The following is a 19,074-nucleotide window of genomic DNA, read 5'->3' as shown; positions in this document are numbered from 1 at the left end:
GTACGGGAAACGGGCGGGGCGCATCGGAAACTGCCAAGGTTGCGGAACATCCGCCGCCGGGCGGGGTTCTGTCCGATATGCCGACCTCCGATCCCATCCGCAAGCCGTTCCGCAAGGCCGCCGGCGCGTTGGCCGCGCTGTGGCTCGCCGCGACCCCCGTCCTCGCCGTCCCCGCCCCCGCCATGGCCGGGCTGCTGGACGGGACGCTGTTCGGCGGCGGCGATGCGGCACTGGGGGCGCAGGAGCATCCGAAGATCCTGGCCCAGTTCGGCGGGGAGGTGAAGAATCCGCGGCTGACCGCCTATGTCGGCCAGCTCGGCCGCCGTCTGGCCGCCACCACCGATCTGGCGAACGAGCCCTGGACCTTCACCGTGCTGGACAGCGATGTCGTCAACGCCTTCGCCCTGCCCGGCGGCTACGTCTACATCACCCGCGGCCTCCTGGCGCTGGCGCAGGACGAGGCCGAGGTCGCCGGCGTCCTCGCGCATGAGATCGGCCACGTCACCGCCCACCATTCCGCCCAGCGCATGACCCGCGAGACCATTGCCGGGCTGGTCGCCGCCGGGGTCGGCGCGGTGTTCGGCAGCGACGCCCTGGCGCAGATCGCCGGGTTGGGCGGCACCGCGCTGGTCGCCAGCTATTCGCGCGAGCAGGAGCTGGAAGCCGACCGGCTGGGCGTGGCGACGCTGGAGCGTGCCGGCTACGATCCCTTCGCCATGGCGACCTTCCTGGAGACGCTGCGGCGCGACGGCCAGTACGAGGGCCTGCGTGCCGGCGGTTCCGGGTCGGGTTCGGAAGGCTTCGACTTCCTGGCCAGCCACCCGGCCACCGAGGAACGCGTGCGCGTCGCCGCCGACCTCGCCCGCAGCCTGCCGCCCGGCGGCGCCCGGCCGCGCGATCCCTACCTGGCCGCGGTCGACGGCATGATCTATGGCGACAGCCCGGAAAACGGCTATGTCCGCGGCCGCAGCTTCGCCCATCCGCAGCTCGGCATCGCCTTCACCGTGCCGCAGGGATACGCGTTGCTGAACGGTGCGGACCAGGTGGTCGCCAAGGGACCGAACGGCGTCGCGATGGCCTTCGACGGCGGCTCGGCGGCCGGCCAGACCGATCCGGCCGCGTTCCTGACCGGGGTCTGGGGCAAGGGTGCCGCCCTGTCGAACCTCGAACGCGTCACCATCGACGGCATGCCGGCGGCGACCGCCACCACCCGTGGCGAGGCGAACGGCGGCAGCGCGGACGTACGCCTGGCGGCGATCCGCATGCCGGACGGACGCATCTACCGCTTCACCTTCCTGGCCCCCGCCGGGACGCTCGCTCGTTACGATGCCGATTTCAAGTCCGCGGCAATGAGCTTCCATCGCCTGACGGCACAGGAGGCCGGACGCTACCAGCCCCGCCGGGTCCAGCTCGTGACGGTACGGCCCGGCGACACCGTCGAGGGCTTCGTCCGCCGCATGCCGCAGGAGACGTATGCCGAGGAATTGTTCCGGATCATCAACAATATCCCGCCGGGCAATCCTTTGGAACCGGGCCGGCGGGTCAAGCTGATCGTGGGCGGTTGAAGGCGGGCGGCGCGCGGCCGCCCAGCGTGGTCCTGGCCTTGTGAAATCCGCGTAAGGATGGCCCCGGCGGGTTGCTCCGCGCCGGGTGCGCGGGGTAGGCTGCCGCCCATGCCCGACACCCCGCCAGCGCCCCTGCCGCCGTCCCCCTCCGCACCGCCGGCCACGCCGGGCGCGGGCGCGAGGGAGGATGCGAGGACGGGCGGGAAGGCAGGCGGAAGGAGCGGTGCTAGAACCGGCGGGCGGATGGGCGGATGGGCCGCGGTCAGGCTCGCGTCCAGGCTGGCCGGACGCCGGCGCCTGCGGCTGCCGATCGCCGCGGTTCTGGTCGCCGGCTTCGGGTCGCTGATGCTGGCGGCGGTGGCCAGCGTGCTGATCCTGGGGCTGGTCAGTGCCAGCACCAACACCTTCGCCCTGCTGAACGACAAGGCGGACCTGGCGCTGGCCGGCGTCGAGGTGCGGGTGCGCCACCAGCTCGACCCGGCGCGCGAGATGGCGCGCTTCGTCGCCGGCCTGATCGAGCGCGGCGACCTGCGCACCGACGACACCGCCGCCATGACCGATACGCTGCGCGGCGCGCTGGCCGGGGCGCCGGACGTCACCGGCCTCATCTTCGTCCGGCCCGACCTGACCGGCGTGCGCGCCGGCCGCCTCAACGGCGAACTGGTCTCCGGCGCCGTCGACATGCAGGGCGAGGGCGACATCCCGCCGGAGATGCTGGACGGCCCCAACCGCAGCGCCGCCGCCTGGGCCGACCCGCGATGGCTGAAGGAGGCACAGAACAGCTTCGTCACCCTGTACCAGCCGGTGCGGCGGGATGGCCGCTATCTGGGCCAGGTGGCGGTCGGGGTGTCGCTGGGCGACCTCTCGCGCTTCCTGTCGGTGCTGTATGTCGAGCAGGGGCTGAACGCCTTCGTCCTCTACGACCGCGACCACGTGCTTGCCCACCCGGCGCTGGTCGGCCGCAGCTTCGACTTCTCCAACAAGCATGACGGGCCGCCGCTGCCGCGGATCGACCAGGTGGACGACCCGGCGCTCGCCTCGCTGTGGACCAGCGGCGTGCCGGCGCAGTCGCTGAAGAAGCGGGTCGAGGGGCGCAGCGTGCGGGTGCTGGGCAGCGACTACACCTTCCTGACGCGCAAGATGTCGGGCTACGGGCAGCAGGACTGGACCATCGGCATCGGCTACCGCGACGGCGAGATGGGCAACGAGATCCGGCGGCTCTACATCACCGGCGCCGTGGGCTTCGCCATCCTGCTGGTGTCGGTCGGGGTGGCGCTGCTGGTCGGCCGGCGGATCAGCCGGCAGGTGGCACGGCTCGCCGAGGCGGCCGACCGCGTCCGCGCCTTCGAGTTCCGCGCCATCGCCGACCTGCCGGACTCGCGGCTGCGCGAGATGGCGCGCGCCGCCAGCGCCTTCAACGCGATGGTCGCCGGCCTGCGCTGGTTCGAGACCTATGTGCCGAAAGCGCTGGTGCTGCGGCTGATGCGCCAGCGCAACATGGAGGGCGGCATCGCCTCGGTGCAGCGCGAGGTCACGGTGATGTTCACCGACATCCGCGGCTTCTCCCGCATGGCCGAGCATATGGCGGCAGCCGACACCGCCACCCTGCTGAACGAGCATTTCACCCTGCTCGCCGCCTGCATCGAGGCGGAGGGCGGCACCGTGGACAAGTTCATCGGCGATTCCCTGATGGCCTTCTGGGGAGCACCAGAGGCGCAGGAGGACCATGCCACCCGCGGGCTGCGCGCCGCCCATGCCATCCACCACGCCATCCGCGCCGACAACCGCCGCCGCGTCGCCGAGGGGCGGGCGCCGATCCGCGTCGGCATCGGGCTGCACAGCGGTCCCGTCGTGGTCGGCAACATCGGCTCCGACAGCCGGATGAACTACACCATCGTCGGCGACACGGTGAATGTCGCCGCCCGCATCGAGGAGCTGTCGGCGGCGCTCCAGGGCGACGCCGAGGTGATCGTGCTGACCAGCGGCGTCACGGCGACCAGGGGCAAGGACGCCGCCCCGATGGTGCGGCAGGGCGGCCGGTCGCTGCGCGGCCGCACCGGCACCACCGAGCTGTGGCGCCTGGTTCCGGAGGACGAACGCAAGGACGCGGCGAAGGCCGCCGCCGCTCCGGCGGTAAAGCCGACGCTTCCCGTCACGATGACGCCGCCCGAGGCGGCCGGGGGGGTTGCAGGCCGCCCCGCCGCGGGAAGCGCTGCCGCCGGAACTGCGGCGGAAGCCGCCACCGGCGCCGGATCAACGACGATATGACGCCTGCCGGTAAGGATACCGGCAGGCGTCAGAGGTGATTTTCCGCTAAGTCACTGACAAGGCTTCAGACACCCTCGCCCGTATCCTTACCTCATCGCCATCCGCGGCGGCCGCCGCGGCGGTCGTCCTCGTCGAACAGCTCGGCCAGCTTGTTCATCATGGTGCCGCCGAGCTGCTCGGCATCGACGATGGTGACCGCGCGCCGGTAGTAGCGGGTGACGTCGTGCCCGATGCCGATCGCCACCAGTTCCACCGGCGACCGGGTCTCGATCTGCTCGATCACCTGCCGCAGATGACGCTCCAGGTAGTTGCCGGCATTGACCGACAGCGTCGAGTCATCGACCGGCGCGCCGTCGGAGATCACCATCAGGATGCGGCGCTGTTCCGAGCGGCCGAGCAGCCGGTTGTGCGCCCACTGCAGCGCCTCGCCGTCGATGTTCTCCTTCAGGATGCCCTCGCGCAGCATCAGCCCGAGATTCTTGCGGGCGCGGCGCCACGGCATGTCGGCGGCCTTGTAGACGATGTGGCGCAGGTCGTTCAGCCGGCCGGGATGCGCCGGCTTCCCGGCGGCGACCCAGGACTCGCGGGCTTGCCCGCCCTTCCAGGCGCGGGTGGTGAAGCCCAGCACCTCGACCTTCACCGCGCAGCGTTCCAGCGTGCGCGCCAGGATGTCGGCGCTCATCGCGGCGATGGAGATCGGACGGCCGCGCATGGAGCCGGAATTGTCGATCAGCAGCGACACCACCGTGTCCCGGAAATCGGTTTCCTTCTCCTTCTTGAAGGACAGCGGCAGAACCGGGTTGGCGACGACGCGCGCCAGCCTCGCCGCGTCGAGGATCCCCTCTTCCAGGTCGAAGCTCCAGGAGCGCTGCTGCTTGGCCATCAGCCGGCGCTGCAGCCGGTTGGCCAGCTTGGAGATCACACCCTGCAGGTGCTGGAGCTGCTGGTCGAGCAGGTGGCGCAGCCGCTCAAGTTCCGCCGGGTCGCACAGGTCGGCCGCATCCACCACCTCGTCGAACTGCGTGGTGAAGGCCTTGTAGGCGTTCGGATCGGGCTCGTTGCGGCGGCTGGCGTCGTTGCGCCAGGGCTGGCCGGGGCCGGCGGGCTCCTCCGCCCCTTCGCCCTCGCCCATCTCCATGTCGCCTTCCTCGCCGGCCCCCTCCTCGGCCGCCTCGCCGGCCTCCGAGGAGTCCTGCATCTCCGACGACGCCATGGGCTCGGAGTCCGACTGGTCCTCGTCCTGGCCGCGGGTCTGGCCGTTCTGGGACGAATCCTCGTCCTCGGAGGACTGGGTCTGCTGGTCCTCCTCCTCTTCCTGGTCGGCCTCCTGGCCGACCTCCATGTCGAGGTCGGCCAGCAGCCGGCGCACCGCCTTGGCGTAGGCGTCCTGGTCGTCGGCGAAACCGGCCAGCCCGCGCATGTCCTTGCCCAGCCGCTCCTCGACCCAGGGGCGCCACAGCTCGACCGCGTGGGCGGCGGCCGGCGGCGGCGCGGCGCCGGTCATCGCCTCGCGCGCCATCAGCCGGAGGGCTTCCGACAGCGGCACCTGGCCGCGGTCCTCCAGCCGGTCGAAGCCCTGCCGGGTGTAGCGGTCTTCCAGCGCCGCTTCCAGATTGTGGGCGACGCCGGCCATGTGGCGGCTGCCCAGCGCCTCGCAGCGCGCCTGCTCCAGCGCGTCGAAGGCTTGGCGCGCGGTGTCGCCGAGCGGCATGCGGTGGGCATGGAGCGCGGCGTCGTGGTGGCGCAGGCGCAGCGCCACCGCGTCGGCCGCGCCGCGCAGCTTGGCGACCTCGACGGGATTGAGGTCGCGCGCCGGCAGCGGCACCCGCACCCGCTGGCCGGAGAGCCCCGGCGGATCCGACGAGAAGCCGACCTGCACCTCCGCCCGCCTGGACATGGCGCGCACCGTGGCGGTGGTGGACCGCTTGAAGGCCTCGACGGGGGTGTCGTTCTGGGTGGTCATCGCTGGGCGTCTTTGTTCTTGGGAAAGTTAAGGCGCGTTGGGCAAGACTGACACGGATTTCACGGATTTAGACACGGATTTTCTAATGCGTCAGTACCCGTTTGACCGTCAGGCCAGGTCCGGCGAAGTTGAACAGGAGCCCAGCCGGTGGTCCGCTGACGCGCAGACAATTCAGAGCTCGGCGGCTGTGGGCTTGAATAAGCGTTTCACAGCTCTTCAGTTCCACGATTACCCGTCGCTCGACGACGAGGTCGGCAAAATAGCTGCCGACCGCATCGCCTTTGTAAAGCACCCTGAAAGGCACTTCGGTCGCCGCCGCCAAGCCGGCATCGGACAACTCACGAAGCAGTGCCTTCTTATAGACCTGCTCTGCAAACCCGTGTCCCAACGCGGTATGAACCGCGAAGGCGGCACCGATCACACGCTCGGTCAAGCGGTCGAGATCGGCACCCAGGCTCACCCTCATCCGTAAAATCCGTGTTTTAATCCGTGAAATCCGTGTGAGTCCTTTTATGCCGCGCCCTGACATCACCGAAGGACAGGACGCGGCATACGACTTCACACGAGGTTCGCCTGCACCCCCGTCTCGGGCAGCTCGACGCCGAAGCAGCGCTGGTAGTATTCGGCGACCGTCGGCCGCTCCACCTCGTCGCACTTGTTGAGGAAGGTGATGCGGAAGGCGAAGGCGACGTCGTTGAAGATGCGCGCGTTCTCGGCCCAGGTGATGACCGTGCGCGGGCTCATGACCGTGGAGATGTCGCCGTTGATGAAGCCGGCGCGGGTCAGGTCGGCCAGGCGCACCATGGCGGCCACCGTGTCGCGGCCCTTGGCGTCGTCGTAGGACTGCACCTTGGCCTGGACGATCTTCACCTCGGCGTCGACCGGCAGGTAGTTCAGGGTCGCCACGATGTTCCAGCGGTCCATCTGGCCCTGGTTGATCTGCTGGGTGCCGTGGTAGAGGCCGGTGGTGTCGCCGAGGCCGACGGTGTTGGCGGTGGCGAACAGGCGGAAGGCCGGATGCGGGCGGATGACCCGGTTCTGGTCGAGCAGCGTCAGCTTGCCTTCCACCTCCAGCACGCGCTGGATCACGAACATCACGTCGGGACGGCCGGCGTCATACTCGTCGAACACCATGGCGCAGGCATGCTGCAGCGCCCAGGGCAGCATCCCCTCGCGGTACTCGGTGACCTGCACGCCGTCGCGCAGCACGATGGCATCCTTGCCCATAAGATCGATGCGGCTGATGTGGCTGTCCAGGTTGACGCGGATGCAGGGCCAGTTCAGCCGCGCCGCCACCTGTTCGATGTGGGTCGACTTGCCGGTGCCGTGATAGCCCTGGACCATGACGCGGCGGTTGAAGGCGAAGCCGGCGAGGATGGCCAGCGTCGTATCGCGGTCGAACCGGTAGGCGCTGTCGAGGTCGGGCACATGCTCCGTGCGCTGGCTGAAAGCCGGCACCTGCATGTCGCTGTCGATGCCGAAGACCTCGCGCACCGAGACGGTGGTGTCGGGCGTGTGGTCGAACAGGGCCGAGCTGGCCTGGGTCGCTCCTTGGGAAGCCATGGGTGGTTTCTTACGTTCCAGCGAGTGTCGGTTGTCCGGCGGCCGCGGGATTGACCCGGCCCGCCAACGGGGTTTCAGGCAGCATAACAGGCTTTCAGCGTATTGTAGGCCAGATTGATTTCTTTCAACCGTTCTTCCGCCGCCTTGTCGCCGCCGTTGGCATCAGGATGGTGCTTTTTCGCCAGTTCCCGATAGCGTGCCTTGATGCGGGCAAAGTCCACAGGTGGAGTGAGTTCCAGCACCGCCAGCGCCTTTTCCTCCTCTGTCCGGGCATGATGGCGGCGATGCGCCTTTTCCTCGTCGTTCGTCTTGCCGTTCTCACGGCCGAATTCGAAACTGAAACCGTTGACCACGCGGTCGCGGATGAAGCGCTCCTGCGTCGCCCATTTGCCGAGCGGCCAGCTCGGCCGCTGCCAGGTGGTGTCGCGCCGCACCTCGGCCTCGATCTGGTCGGTCGACATGCCGGCGTAGTAGTCCCAGGCCCGGTTGTATTCCCGGACATGATCCAGGCAGAACCACCAGTATTCGTTGAGGGTGTTGCGGCCTTTCGGCGCGCGATATTCGCCTTCGGCCACGCAATCGGGATGGTCGCACACACGGGTGGCAGCACGCGGTGCTGCATAGCTGTCGTAACTGGAGCGGGCGCGGTTCCTGGTCATCGGGCAAGTATGGGAAGAGCCGGAGCCTCTGGCAAGCGCGCCGAATCGGGCTTCCGTCATCCGTAATCCGCAGACCCGGGCGCTTGACAGAAGCGGTGTGAAACCCTCTCCTTTCCGGCGATGCCGCGCCACCGGGCACGCCACCGGGCACGGCGCCGGGCACGACGGCGAAAGCAGTAGGGAACCCCAATGGAATACGCCACCCGCATCCGCGAGAAGCTGACCGCCGGATTGACGCCCGAGCGGCTGGAGATCGTCGACGACTCAGCCCGCCATGCCGGTCATGCCGGAGCCGATGCCGCCGGCGAGACCCATTTCCACGTCACCGTCGTCTCCGCCGCCTTCACCGGCAAGTCGCGGGTGGAGCGCCAGCGCATGGTCTATGCCCTTCTGGCGGAGGAACTGCGCGAGCGTGTCCATGCGCTGGGCCTGACCACCGGCGCGCCGGGGGAAGCCGGCTTCTGAAAGCCCGGCCACCACGGTCCGCGGTCCACGGCCCCGCTCCCGCCCCTCCTGCCTGTCGATCCCTGCCCGTCGATCCCTGCCTGCCGACCGGTCGCCGCCGATCCCTTCGGCGCCCCCGGGCACGGTTGCGGGAACCGGCCGCAACAGCATACATATGCATTCAACCAGAAGTCGCGACTTCCTGGCGAGGGAGCAGTAATCAGCGCGAGTTCGGTTGCATTTCCCGCAGCGTTTAGTACAGTACCCGCCATGCAACCATGTATCGCGCCGTGGCGGACACACTCTTCGCATGTCCGCCGGCGGCTTCGTGGAAGGGGCTGCGGATGGCGAAGCGTGGGCCGAAGAAGAAGCGGGTGAGTTCGTCCGGCATGGGCGTGGAGCCGTTGAAAAGCCAGAACATCATGATCGGCGGACACCGTACCAGCATGCGGCTGGAGCCGACGATGTGGGACGCGCTGGAAGAGATCGGCAGGCGGGAGGGTTTCACCGTCAACCGGCTGTGCACCCAGATCAAGGAGAGGATCGAGGAGCAGGCCCGCCGCCGCGGCATGATGCCCGACGAGACCGACGTCACCCTGACATCGGCGGTCAGGGTCTTCATCGCCTCCTATTTCCGCCGTGCCTGCACCGAGGATGGGCATCTGCGTGCCGGCCATGGCGGCAACGACCCGTTCGCCGGCACGCCCTTCGAACTGCCGCCCGCCGCGGAGGAGGCCGATGGCGCCAGGCCCGCCGCCGGTCCGGCCTTCTCCACGCCCGCCTCGCCAGTCGGGTTGCCGGCGCCCGCAACTCCCCGGTTCGACGCCTGACCGACGCCTGACCAGCGCCCGGCCGTCAGGCCGGCCTTCTCATTCCGCCGCCTCTTCCCGCCGCTCCGCGCCGGCCTCGCCGGTATAGTGGGCCGGCCAGTTCCTCCGCACCACTTCGCCGTTGCTGTCGAAGATGTGGCACATGTTGAGGAGAACCGGCCGCTTGCCGTCGTCCGGGAGCGGCGTGCCGGCTGCCCGGGCACGCTCCGCCGCCTCGCGGGCGAGGATCGGGTAGACGGTCTGGAAAGCGGTGGTCGCCAGCGGGCCGAGCAGCTCGACCAGATGGGTGCAACCCTTCGGCCCGCCCAGCCGCTCCTTCACCGCACGGGTCCAGCCCGGACCGACGCGCAGGCCGACGAGTTGCTGGAAGCTCGGCGTGATGCTGCCGCAGGCGCGATAGGGGCTGTCCTGGGTCACCGCCTCCACCGCCATGACGGTCAGCTTGTCGTCGACGGTCAGCCGCATCCACATCTGGTGGATCGGCGTGCCGGGATCGAGATGCCCGCGCTCCTCCGTGTGGAAGCCGTAGCTCTTCACATCGGTCAGGTGGCCTTCGATGTCCCACAGCCCGTCGGCACGGCGGAACCCCTGGCAGGTGACGCGGCGCGTATGGATCGGCTCGCGCTCGGCGGGGGCGGACAGCGAGGTCGCGGACATCGGGCTTTCCAGGTCTGGCGGCCGTCATGCGGCCAGGATGGCGTATCATCGACTATCGGTGGGGCCGGGCGCCCGGTCAACCCGGCCCCACCGCAACGCAGCATTACCCTTGCGTCAACCTCGCCCCCGCCGCGTCAGCCGACGCTGGCGTCCGCCGAATAGCCGGAGCCGAACATGTAGGCCTCACGGCTGCGGAGTTCGTCCTCGAGATGCGCGCGCACCACGGCGAACAGGTCGCGGATCGAGACCATGCCGACCGCCTCGCCATCCACGGCGATGGGCAGGTGGCGGTAATGGTAACGCTCCATCAGGTCGAGCGCCGCGATGGCGGCGGCAGACGGCTCCAGCGTGTCGGGATCGGCGGTCATCACCACCGACAGCGGCGTGGTGTCGGGGTCGAGCCCGGCCGCGACCACCCGCACCGTCATGTCCCGCTCGGTGACGATCCCCTTCAGCGTCCGCCCCTCGGTGACCAGGACAGCGGCAATGCGCCGCTCGGCCATCAGCAGGGCGGCGTCGCGGGCCGTCGCGTCGGGTGGAAGGCAGGAAAGCGTCTGGTTCTTGATGACGTCGGGCATCAGTCGGCGTGTCGGCATGTGTCCCCTCTCCCTCGAAGTGGCCAGGTTTTGTGGACGAACGATGCACTCGGCCGCGATGTGTCACCGCGGCACGCCAATTCTGTCAGCTTGCACTACAGATCGTCAATAGAACGGAATATCTGTACCCTCACGCACCAGCGCAATCGCCCTTCGCCCCTATGGAACCCACCTGCAAATGCAGGTTCAGGCCGGGGCGACCGCTTCCTCCAGCACGGCCCGGACGGCGGCGGCGTCGACGTCGCGGCGGGTGAAGGCGTTGCCGATGCGGTCGGCCAGGATGAAGGTGATGCGGCCGTCCTGGACCTTCTTGTCCTTGGCCATGGAGCGCACCAGCCCGTCGACGTCCCAGGCGACGCCCGCGATGTCGGCCGGGCGCACCGGCAGGCCGACGGCGGCGAGATGGGCGCGGGCGCGGGCGGCGTCCGCCGCCGGGCAAAGGCCGAGCCGGACCGACAGGTCGAAAGCCAGCACCATGCCGATCGCCACCGCCTCACCGTGGAGGAGCGTCTGGCCGAAGCCGGTCGCCGCCTCCAGCGCATGGCCGAAGGTATGGCCGAGGTTCAGCAGCGCGCGGTCGCCGCTCTCGCGTTCGTCGACGCCGACGATGTCGGCCTTGGCGCGGCAGCTCACCGTCACCGCATGGCGTCGCGCGTCGCTGTCGCCCGCGACCACGCGGTGGCCGTTCTCCTCCAGCCACGAGAAGAAGCCGGGCTGCCGGATCAGGCCGTACTTCACCACCTCGGCATAGCCGGCCAGCACCTCGCGCCGCGGCAGGGTGTCGAGGGTCGCGGTGTCGGCGATGACCAGCCGCGGCTGGTGGAAGGCGCCGACCAGGTTCTTGCCGTGCCGGCTGTTGATGCCGGTCTTGCCGCCGACCGAGCTGTCGACCTGGCTCAGCAGCGTCGTCGGGACCTGGACGAAATCGATGCCGCGCAGCGCGGAGGCGGCGGCGAAGCCGGTGATGTCGCCGATCACCCCGCCGCCCAGCGCCAGCAGCACGGTGGACCGCTCGATCCCACGGCCGAGCACCTCGTCCATCAACTGCTGGAAATGCCCGAAATCCTTCGTCTTCTCGCCGGCCGGCAGCACGATGGCCGGCTGCGGCGCGATCCCGGCCTTCGCCATCGCCGCGTCGAGCGTGGCGAGGTGCAGCGGCGCCACGTTGGCGTCGGTCACCACGATGGGCGCCCGGCCGCGGGTGACGGCGGCGATCCGCTCGCCGGCCTCCGCCAGCACGCCGTCGCCGACCAGGATGTCGTAGCTGCGGGCGCCGAGGTCGAGGCGGACGGTGTCGATGGAAGCGGGAGCGATGGTCATCGGATGGTTCCGCAGGTCTGGCGTTTCGTGGAGGACGGCGTCGAGCGGTCAGCCGGCATCGGCCTTGCCGGGGCGCCCGCCCCGGCCATGCCCGCCCCCGGAGCCGCCCCCTGAGCCGCCCCCTGAGCCGCCGCGGTGGGGCAGGACGACGCCGAAATGCGCCTCCAGCGCACCGATCACCAGCTCCACCGTCACCTCCGGCGGCTGCTCGTCACTGACCACCGTCAGGTCGGCCTCGGCGTAGATGGGGTAGCGCTGCTCCATCAGCCGGCCCAGGATGGCGCGCGGGTCGCCCTGGTTCAGAAGCGGCCGGTGGGTGCGCCGTGCGGTCCGGGCGACCAGCACGTCGAGTTCGGCACGCAGCCATACCGACACGGCATGCTCGCGGATCGCGGCACGCGTCTCCGGATCCATGAAGGCACCGCCGCCGGTGGCCAGGATATGGACCGGCTCGTCCCGCACCAGCCGGGTGATGATGCGGCGCTCGACCGAGCGGAAGACGGGCTCGCCGTCGCGGGCGAAGATTTCGGCGATGCTGCAACCGGCCGCGGACTCGATCTCGGTATCGGCATCGCGGAAGGCCAGGTGCAGGCGCGAGGCCAGCCGGCGGCCGATGGCGCTCTTGCCGGCCCCCATCAACCCGACCAGCACCACGGTGCGCGGCAGCAGCGGCTCCGCGTCTTCCACCGTTCCGGCCGGCCGGGCCGTCATCGCCTTGCGCACTCCCATCACGTCACCCGATCCGCACCCGTGCCACCCGCACCATCTGCTCCGCCCCCGCCAGGTCCGCCGGACGGCCGTCACGACGCTGCAACAGACATCACTCATACCCGCGCGCCCCGACCCGGCACAAGCGCGCCGGCCATCTCCATTAGGCCGGTGGGCGGGTTGCGTGCCGCTCCGACCTGTGGCTACACTGCCGCCGCCGCCAGACGGCGCACCCGATCGCCGGGTGCCGCTGCGGCCGGGTCGCGGATGCTTTAGCAGAAATGCCCTTGCTTGTCCCAAGCCCTGCGGTCCCCGACCGTGCTAGGCCCGCCCCGTCCGACAGTCCTTCCGACACAACGCGTCCTTGGTGCCATGAGCCGGTTTCTCTCCATTCTCGTCGTCCTTCTGTTGCTGGTGATCGCCGGTGGCATGGTCTTCCTTGCATCGTGGGATCTGCCGGCTCCATCGAAGACGGTGGAGAAGGTCCTGCCCGATGAGCGCTTCCCGCGCTGAGCAGCCGCCACCGGCCGTCGCCGCAAGCGTCGCGGCGGGAACCGTCCGGCGGACCGGACCGCTGGTGGCCGGCCTGCTGGCGGCCGGCTGGAGCCTTGCCGCCGCCGCGCAGGCCTTCGGGCCGCCGATCCGGCTGACCCCGGATGCGGCCCAGCCCGCTCCGCCACTGCCCGCCCTGGCGCCCCCTGCCCCATCGCCCGTCCTGGCACCGCCCGTCCTGGCACCCGCTCTTCCGGCGGCCCAGCCGGCATCCCCGCCGGGGACGGCCGGGGGCGAGGCCTCCGCACCGCCGGATCCCGACGGAGCCGGGGTGCTGCGCGGTCCCCAAGGGCTGGGCGCCGACCCCTGGCGCGGCATCGGCCGGGCGGACCTGCTTCCCCTGATCGCCGCCCTGCCCGTCGACACCCCCTCCCCCGCCGCCAAGGCGCTGGAGCGCCGCCTGTTGCTCAGCGCCGGTTCTCCGGCGGCCGGCGGGGAGTCCGCGCCACGCCGCTTCGGCGCGCTGCGCGTCGAGAAGCTGGCGCGGATCGGCGATCCTGCCGGTGCCGCCGAACTGGCGGCCCTGCTGCCCGCGGCGCTGGCTGGCGATGAGGCCGCCGCGCGGGCGCTGACCGACGCCGAGCTGGTGCGCGGCGGCATCGATTGCCAGCGCGCACTGGAGCGCGGCAAGGGCTTCGCCTCCTCCTACTGGACGAAGCTGGCGCTGCTCTGCCGTGCCCGGGTCGGCGATCGCGCCGGCGCCGACCAGGCGCTGGCGAAGCTGCGGGAGGGAGGGAGATCCGATCCCTTCCTTCCCATCGGGGAGGCCCTGGCCGGTGCCGCGCCGCCGCCGGCGCGGGCATTGGCTCCGGGATTGGCCGGGCCGGGCGATCCCGACGGTCCCGCCCTGACGCTCACCGCGATGCGCATGGCCCGCATCGGCCTGCCGCCCGACCGCCTGCCGCTGGAGAACCCGCAGGCTCTGGCCGCCGTCGCCACCAACCCCTCGACCGACCCGTCCACCCGCGCCGCCGCGGGCGAGCGCGCGGCGGCGGCACTGTTCCTCGACGCCCGCCAGCTCCTGGATCTCTATGCCCAGGTGCCGCCCAGGGGCGACGAGCTTCTGCGCCTGTCCGACCTCGCCCGCCGCGACCGCGGCGCCCGCACCCGCGCGCTGGTGCACCAGGCGATGGCGGCGGCGATGGACGGTCGCCGGCGCGTCGCGCTGGCCGGGCTGGCGGTGGAGCTGGTGGACCCGCGGCTGGCGGCCGGGCCGGTCGGCAGCGCCGCCGCCGGGCTGCTCGACAGCCTGTCGCCGAGCGGCGACGCGGCGGTGCTCGCCCCGGCCGCCGCCCGGCTCTATTATGCGCTGGGACGGCTCGACCAAGCGGGACGCTGGCACGATTTCGCGCTGCGCAGCAGGAGCGCCGCCGACTGCGCCTGGCTGTGGCCACTGGCGTTGGCCGCCACCGGGCGGAGCATGACCGGAAGCGGCGGGGGCGGAACCGCCGATCCGCAGGCGCTGTCCGCCTGGCTCGACGAGGTGCTGCGCGGCGCCGACGGCCCGGCGCGCGCCCGCATCGCCGGCCAGCTCGCCCTGTTGCAGGCGATGGGCATCGCCGTGCCCGACGAGGCCTGGATGACGGCGACCGACGGCGCCGGCCCTCCTTCCGGCAGCGACGCCGGCGTCGACCCCGCGCTCTGGCAGCGGCTGGGCGAGGCCGCTGCGGGCGACCGGATCGGCGAGACGGTGGCCGCCGCCCTTCTGCTGCTGGGCGAAGCCGGCCCGGCCGGCGTGCCGCCGGTGGTGGTGGCCCGCATCGCCGCCACCCTGAAGGCGGTCGGGCTTGATGCCGACGGCCGGGCGCTGGCGCGTGAGGCGATGGCGGCGATCAGCGGCCCGACCCCATCCTACGCTGGCGGCGCTGCGAACGGCGCGCCGTCTCCCCTTCCTTCCGGAGCCTACTGACAGCATGAGCGGCCCAACATGAGCAGACCGGGCATGCCCGCCAAACGCCGCGGCCGTCCCTGCAAGCCGCGCGACTTCGCCACCCCGCCGCATCTCGACGCCTTTCTCGACATGCTGACCGCGGAGCGCGGCGCCGCGGCCAACACGCGCATGGCCTACGAGCGCGACCTTGCCGACCTCGGGCGCTGGCTGGCCCAACGCGGGCTGCCGCTGGAGAAGGCCGGAACCGAGGATCTGCGCGCCTACTTGGCGGTCCAGAGCAAGGAGGGCGCGCCGCGCACGGTGGCCCGGCGGCTGTCGGCGATGCGGCAGTTCTACCGCTTCCTGCTGGCCGAAGGCCGGCGGACGGACGATCCGGCCTCGCCGCTCGACAGCCCGAAGCAGGGACGCCCGCTGCCGAAGATCCTGACCGAGGCCGAGGTCTCCGCCATGCTCGCCACCGCCGAGGCGCGCGGCGGCCCCGAGGGGCTTCGGCTGGTGGCGCTGCTGGAGGTGCTCTACGCCACCGGGCTGCGCGTGTCGGAGCTGGTCGGGCTGCCGATGACCGCCATCATGCGGGACGGCCGCGGCCTGCTGGTGCGCGGCAAGGGCGGCAAGGAGCGGATGGTCCCGCTGTCCGATCCGGCGCTGGCGGCGATGGCGGCCTATATCCCGCTGCGCCTCCATTTCGTTCCCGCCGCCGCCGGGCAGGAGGCGGGGCACAGCCCCTTCCTGTTCCCGTCGCGCAGCTCGGCCGAGGGCCATCTGACCCGGCAGCGCTTTGCCCAGTTGCTGAAGCAGCTCGCCATCGACTCCGGCATCGATCCGGAAAAGGTCAGCCCGCACGTGCTGCGCCATGCCTTCGCCACCCATCTCCTCGACCATGGCGCCGACCTGCGCTCGGTCCAGAAGATGCTGGGGCATGCCGACATCGCGACGACCCAGATCTACACCCATGTCGTCAGCGAGAGGCTGAGGAAGGTCATGCACGACCACCACCCGCTCGCCCGCCGCAAGCAGGAGGAACCGTCGGAGGGCTGAGCAGGCACCGGTAAGGATCGAAGCGGGCGGCAGCCGCCGGCCGCAGCCCCCCTGCCGGCCCCCCTTTGGCCCTGGATGGACGACAATGGACTGATCTGAAAAGGAAATCTGAGGAAATGGCGGCAGGGACGGAGAGGCTGGCCGTCGGCGGCCGAGGCTCCGCCCCCCTTCTATCCTTACTTCTTCTCCAGCATCAGCGTGCCCTGGCGGGTCACCTTGTTCTTGATCTTGTCGGCGAGCAGCGCCAGCGCCCAGGGCAGTTCGACCTCCATCTCGACGCTGTCCTCCAGCACGTCGATGTGGCCGGCGATGGTCTGCGCCATCGCCACGACGCGGAAATGCATGCGGTCGTCGGTCCAACTGTCGTCGATGCTGGTCGCCACGGCGCTCAGCCGCGCCCGCGCCTCGCCCATGCCGTCGACCAGCCGGCGCTTGGCCTCGTCCCGGCCGAGCGAGTGGGGAATGGAGAGGGTCAGGGGTTTCGGCATCGTCGGCTCCGCAAAGGACTGTCCGGTGGAGCAGGGGTAACGTCCCCGCGCCGGGTTGGGTCCCGGCTTACGCCTTCACGCCGTTCACCGGCGCCCGCACCGGCATGATGCAGCGGACATGGGCGCCGCGGCCGGCGGTCTCGTCCAGCTCGAGCCGGCCGCCATGCAGCTCCACCACGTTGCGGGCGAGCGACACGCCGAGCGCCGCGGCGCCCTGCGGATCGGACTCCGGCAGCGCGGCGCCGCTGACCGACAGGGTGACGCTGCCGTTCAGCCGCTCGCCGGCCAGCCGGATGCGGCGGTCGGACGGCGGGTTGCGGATGGCGCCCACCACCAGGGTGAACAGCGCCTGTTTCAGGCGCTTGCCGTCGCCCTCGATCTCGCCCAGCGCCTCGGGTGCCACGACCTCCATCCGCAGCCCTTCCCGCCGCGCCCAGTCCTTGGTCAGGCCGGCCACCGACTCCAGTAGATCCGGCAGCGCGATGGCGCCGCGCTCCAGGGTGGTGACGCCGGCCCCCAGGCTGGTCAGGTCGACGACGTCGTCGATCAGTTCCAGCAAGCGTTGGCCGGCCGACAGCATGCCGCGGACATACTCCATCTGCCGCTCGTTCAACTGGCCGAAATACTGGTTCGACAGCACTTCGGCGAAGCCGATGATGCCGTTCAGCGGCGTGCGCAGATGGTGGGAGACGTTGGAGATGAATTCCGTCTTCAACTGGTCGGCCGCTTCGAGCGCGGCGTTGGATGCGCGCAGCGCCGTTTCCAGCCGCGCGCCGTCGGTGACGTCGAGATAGCTGTTGAGGACCGCCCCGTCCGGCAGCGGCAGGGTCGAGAACTCCACCACCGACCCGTCGCTGCGCTCCATCCGGCCGGACCGGACGCTGCGCTCCAGCGTCGCGCCCACCAGCTCCTCCTTCAGCGCCTCCCACCCGGCGGCCGGGCCGGCAGTGGGAGCCGAGTTGGCAGGGCCGGCGCCACCGGCGGCGTCGGCGGCCTTCTCGGGCGGCTGCGGCGCATCCAGCAAAGGCCGCATCCGCTCGATGACCTCGGCGATGTGGGGCTCACCCCGCAGGTCGGCCTCGGCAAGATCCCAGATGCGGGCGAAGGCCGGGTTGGACAGCTTCAGCCGGCCGTCGCCGCCGAAGACGGCGATGCCTTCCGCAAGATTGTCCAGCGTTTCCTGCTGGACCGCCATCAGCGTGTTGTAGGAGGACTCCAGCGCCAGCGTGTTGGTCACGTCCTCCAGGATGGTGATCAGCCCGCCCTGGGGGTGCGGCGCCGCCAGATGGCGCAGCGTGGTGCCGTCGGGCAGATGCAGCAACTCCTCCAGCGGCTCCACCAGCCGGGTGTACCGGGTCAGCCTTTCCCGCTTGAAGGTCTGGTAGTCCGCATATTCCGGCAGCCGCCGGCGGGCGCGCAGCTCCTCCAGCAGTTCGGCGTTGGTGGGCTCCGTGCGCAGCCAGGCCTCGTCCAGGTCCCACAGCCGGGCATAGGCCTGGTTGAAGAATGTCAGCCGGGTGTCCGGCCCGAAGATGGCGATGGCGGTGCTCAGCCGCTCCAGGACCTCGGCGTGGGCGGTCAGGTGGCGGTCCAGCTCTCCACGCAGTTCCTGCAGCGCGGTGACGTCGAGCGCATAGCCGACCACCGGAATGCCGCCGTCGCCGGCCGGGAGCGGCGCCTCGGTCACCTCCAGCAGGCGGCGCTCGGTGCCGATCACCACCGGCACGCGCTCGGACTGGGCGAAGCCGCCGCCGCGCGCCCGCTCGGCGAGCGACCGTGCCGCAGTGGCCAGCTCCCGCCCTTCGGCGACCGCGGTTTCGGGATCGCTGTCGACGGCGCGGGCATAGGCGCGGTTGCACCAGGACAGGCGCAGGTCGCGGTCGCGCACCCACATCGGGACCGGCAGGGCATCGGCGACCGCCCGTAAGCCGTCGAGGCGCGAGCGGATCGCGTCGACCTCCGCCGCCTGCCGGCGCGCGGCGTCGCCGGCCGCGTCATGGGCGGCGGTGATGTCCTCGATCCAGATCACGTCGAAGCGTTCGGCGCCGGCACTGCCACGCCGGCCGGCCAGCATCAGGCGCCGCCCGCCGGCGCCTGATGCCTCGCAGCGGAAAGGTTTGCCCTCGCGCCGCAGGCGGTCGACCGCCGCGCGCAGATCGGCCGCGGGCAACGCCGACCCCAGGCCGTCGGCCGAGGATATGCCGAGCAGGGCCGCCGCCTCGTCCGACAGGAACGCCTCACCCGAAACGCTCCAGGCGCAGCAAGGCAGCGGAGCGGCGGCGAGCAGGGCCCGCCAGCGGTCGCCGTCCGCGGCGTGTTCGGCCTGGCGCCGGGAGTCCTTGTTGCGAAACAAGCCAGCGAAACCGACCAAGCTCTCCACCCCCGAACCGCCGGGACCGCCGGGGCCGCCGAACTGCGGACCATGGGCGAAATCTGACGAAATGAATCAACACCCGCAGAGTAATTCAGCCCGCCTTTAGCGACAAGCAACACGCGCCGACCGTGCGCTTTTTCGGAAAGGAGTTCACTCCA

At 70.9% G+C, this 19,074-nt stretch carries 17 protein-coding genes; 7 read left to right on the top strand and 10 right to left on the bottom strand.

The genetic code is table 11. From position 1 onward, the window contains the following. The first annotated feature begins 77 nt into the window (after window positions 1-77). Together J2850_RS15745 and J2850_RS15740 are read left to right on the top strand one after the other, a co-directional pair. On the top strand, window positions 78-1,565 hold the full coding sequence (locus tag J2850_RS15745; protein ID WP_209983261.1) for a M48 family metalloprotease: 1,488 nt from the start codon (window positions 78-80) through the stop codon (window positions 1,563-1,565). 243 nt (window positions 1,566-1,808) lie between these two features. Further along, a complete protein-coding gene (locus J2850_RS15740; protein ID WP_246513110.1) occupies window positions 1,809-3,833 on the top strand; it encodes an adenylate/guanylate cyclase domain-containing protein in 2,025 nt (674 codons plus the stop codon). Window positions 3,834-3,924: 91 nt separating this feature from the next. On the opposite strand, the gene cobT is transcribed toward J2850_RS15740, so the two are convergent. The 4 genes from cobT to J2850_RS15720 all read right to left on the bottom strand — a co-directional run bounded on the left by cobT (window position 3,925) and on the right by J2850_RS15720 (window position 8,078). Further along, window positions 3,925-5,796 (bottom strand): cobaltochelatase subunit CobT, encoded by a 1,872-nt coding sequence (cobT, locus tag J2850_RS15735; protein WP_209983259.1) that lies wholly within the window; start codon window positions 5,794-5,796, stop codon window positions 3,925-3,927. Window positions 5,797-5,878: 82 nt separating this feature from the next. Further along, window positions 5,879-6,262, bottom strand: a complete 384-nt coding sequence (locus tag J2850_RS15730; RefSeq protein WP_209983258.1) for a GxxExxY protein — start codon at window positions 6,260-6,262, stop codon at window positions 5,879-5,881. A 92-nt stretch (window positions 6,263-6,354) separates the two neighbouring features. Beyond that, a complete protein-coding gene (cobS, locus tag J2850_RS15725; protein ID WP_209983256.1) occupies window positions 6,355-7,359 on the bottom strand; it encodes a cobaltochelatase subunit CobS in 1,005 nt (334 codons plus the stop codon). Window positions 7,360-7,433: 74 nt separating this feature from the next. After that, window positions 7,434-8,078, bottom strand: a complete 645-nt coding sequence (locus J2850_RS15720; RefSeq protein WP_417281587.1) for a J domain-containing protein — start codon at window positions 8,076-8,078, stop codon at window positions 7,434-7,436. 129 nt (window positions 8,079-8,207) lie between these two features. Here J2850_RS15720 and J2850_RS15715 point away from each other — a divergent pair, with 129 nt between their 5' ends. Both J2850_RS15715 and J2850_RS15710 read left to right on the top strand, forming a co-directional pair. Next, entirely contained in the window at window positions 8,208-8,483 is a 276-nt protein-coding gene (locus J2850_RS15715; protein ID WP_209983254.1) for a BolA family protein, read from the top strand. Window positions 8,484-8,806: 323 nt separating this feature from the next. Beyond that, complete coding sequence (locus J2850_RS15710; protein ID WP_209983252.1) at window positions 8,807-9,292, top strand: ribbon-helix-helix domain-containing protein; 486 nt, start codon at window positions 8,807-8,809, stop codon at window positions 9,290-9,292. Between the two features lie 39 nt (window positions 9,293-9,331). Here J2850_RS15710 and J2850_RS15705 read toward each other — a convergent pair whose 3' ends face one another. The 4 genes from J2850_RS15705 to J2850_RS15690 form a co-directional block, all read right to left on the bottom strand. Then, window positions 9,332-9,949, bottom strand: a complete 618-nt coding sequence (locus tag J2850_RS15705) for a DUF2889 domain-containing protein (protein ID WP_209983250.1) — start codon at window positions 9,947-9,949, stop codon at window positions 9,332-9,334. A 134-nt stretch (window positions 9,950-10,083) separates the two neighbouring features. Further along, window positions 10,084-10,545: a CBS domain-containing protein gene (locus J2850_RS15700; protein WP_209983248.1), complete on the bottom strand. Its 462-nt coding sequence runs from the start codon at window positions 10,543-10,545 to the stop codon at window positions 10,084-10,086. Between the two features lie 186 nt (window positions 10,546-10,731). After that, window positions 10,732-11,865: a 3-dehydroquinate synthase gene (aroB, locus tag J2850_RS15695; protein WP_209983247.1), complete on the bottom strand. Its 1,134-nt coding sequence runs from the start codon at window positions 11,863-11,865 to the stop codon at window positions 10,732-10,734. Window positions 11,866-11,913: 48 nt separating this feature from the next. Further along, a complete protein-coding gene (locus tag J2850_RS15690; RefSeq protein WP_209983338.1) occupies window positions 11,914-12,576 on the bottom strand; it encodes a shikimate kinase in 663 nt (220 codons plus the stop codon). Between the two features lie 369 nt (window positions 12,577-12,945). Between J2850_RS15690 and J2850_RS15685 the strand changes: the two genes are divergently transcribed. From J2850_RS15685 to xerD, 3 genes are read left to right on the top strand one after another with little or no spacing between them, the layout of a single operon-like run. Beyond that, a complete protein-coding gene (locus J2850_RS15685) occupies window positions 12,946-13,086 on the top strand; it encodes a hypothetical protein (RefSeq protein WP_209983245.1) in 141 nt (46 codons plus the stop codon). After that, window positions 13,067-15,034: a hypothetical protein gene (locus J2850_RS15680; RefSeq protein ID WP_246513109.1), complete on the top strand. Its 1,968-nt coding sequence runs from the start codon at window positions 13,067-13,069 to the stop codon at window positions 15,032-15,034. The genes J2850_RS15685 and J2850_RS15680 overlap by 20 nt, the downstream gene beginning before the upstream one ends. A gap of 33 nt (window positions 15,035-15,067) precedes the next feature. Further along, window positions 15,068-16,054, top strand: coding sequence for a site-specific tyrosine recombinase XerD (gene xerD / locus J2850_RS15675; protein ID WP_209983243.1), 987 nt, complete (start codon window positions 15,068-15,070; stop codon window positions 16,052-16,054). Between the two features lie 176 nt (window positions 16,055-16,230). Here the strand turns inward: xerD and J2850_RS15670 are convergent, their stop codons facing one another. Continuing rightward, entirely contained in the window at window positions 16,231-16,542 is a 312-nt protein-coding gene (locus J2850_RS15670) for a polyhydroxyalkanoic acid system family protein (protein WP_209983242.1), read from the bottom strand. Window positions 16,543-16,609: 67 nt separating this feature from the next. Continuing rightward, window positions 16,610-18,895 (bottom strand): PAS domain-containing sensor histidine kinase, encoded by a 2,286-nt coding sequence (locus J2850_RS15665; protein WP_246513108.1) that lies wholly within the window; start codon window positions 18,893-18,895, stop codon window positions 16,610-16,612. Between the last annotated feature and the right edge of the window lie 179 nt (window positions 18,896-19,074).

It is taken from the genome of Azospirillum picis (genome assembly GCF_017876115.1).
Taxonomy (GTDB): Bacteria; Pseudomonadota; Alphaproteobacteria; order Azospirillales; family Azospirillaceae; genus Azospirillum; species Azospirillum picis.
This window is presented reverse-complemented; position numbering and strand designations above follow the sequence as displayed.

What these genes read in the sequence shown, in the direction of transcription:
- xerD (WP_209983243.1), top strand. Translation starts at nt 15,068, where the DNA reads ATGCCCGCCAAACGCCGCGGCCGTCCCTGCAAGCCGCGCGACTTCGCC.
- J2850_RS15670 (WP_209983242.1), bottom strand. Translation starts at nt 16,542, where the DNA reads ATGCCGAAACCCCTGACCCTCTCCATTCCCCACTCGCTCGGCCGGGAC.
- J2850_RS15685 (WP_209983245.1), top strand. Translation starts at nt 12,946, where the DNA reads ATGAGCCGGTTTCTCTCCATTCTCGTCGTCCTTCTGTTGCTGGTGATC.
- cobS (WP_209983256.1), bottom strand. Translation starts at nt 7,359, where the DNA reads ATGGCTTCCCAAGGAGCGACCCAGGCCAGCTCGGCCCTGTTCGACCAC.
- J2850_RS15710 (WP_209983252.1), top strand. Translation starts at nt 8,807, where the DNA reads ATGGCGAAGCGTGGGCCGAAGAAGAAGCGGGTGAGTTCGTCCGGCATG.
- J2850_RS15705 (WP_209983250.1), bottom strand. Translation starts at nt 9,949, where the DNA reads ATGTCCGCGACCTCGCTGTCCGCCCCCGCCGAGCGCGAGCCGATCCAT.
- cobT (WP_209983259.1), bottom strand. Translation starts at nt 5,796, where the DNA reads ATGACCACCCAGAACGACACCCCCGTCGAGGCCTTCAAGCGGTCCACC.
- J2850_RS15680 (WP_246513109.1), top strand. Translation starts at nt 13,067, where the DNA reads ATGAGCGCTTCCCGCGCTGAGCAGCCGCCACCGGCCGTCGCCGCAAGC.
- J2850_RS15745 (WP_209983261.1), top strand. Translation starts at nt 78, where the DNA reads ATGCCGACCTCCGATCCCATCCGCAAGCCGTTCCGCAAGGCCGCCGGC.
- J2850_RS15700 (WP_209983248.1), bottom strand. Translation starts at nt 10,545, where the DNA reads ATGCCGACACGCCGACTGATGCCCGACGTCATCAAGAACCAGACGCTT.
- J2850_RS15730 (WP_209983258.1), bottom strand. Translation starts at nt 6,262, where the DNA reads ATGAGGGTGAGCCTGGGTGCCGATCTCGACCGCTTGACCGAGCGTGTG.
- J2850_RS15720 (WP_417281587.1), bottom strand. Translation starts at nt 8,078, where the DNA reads ATGACGGAAGCCCGATTCGGCGCGCTTGCCAGAGGCTCCGGCTCTTCC.
- aroB (WP_209983247.1), bottom strand. Translation starts at nt 11,865, where the DNA reads ATGACCATCGCTCCCGCTTCCATCGACACCGTCCGCCTCGACCTCGGC.
- J2850_RS15690 (WP_209983338.1), bottom strand. Translation starts at nt 12,576, where the DNA reads ATGACGGCCCGGCCGGCCGGAACGGTGGAAGACGCGGAGCCGCTGCTG.
- J2850_RS15715 (WP_209983254.1), top strand. Translation starts at nt 8,208, where the DNA reads ATGGAATACGCCACCCGCATCCGCGAGAAGCTGACCGCCGGATTGACG.
- J2850_RS15740 (WP_246513110.1), top strand. Translation starts at nt 1,809, where the DNA reads ATGGGCGGATGGGCCGCGGTCAGGCTCGCGTCCAGGCTGGCCGGACGC.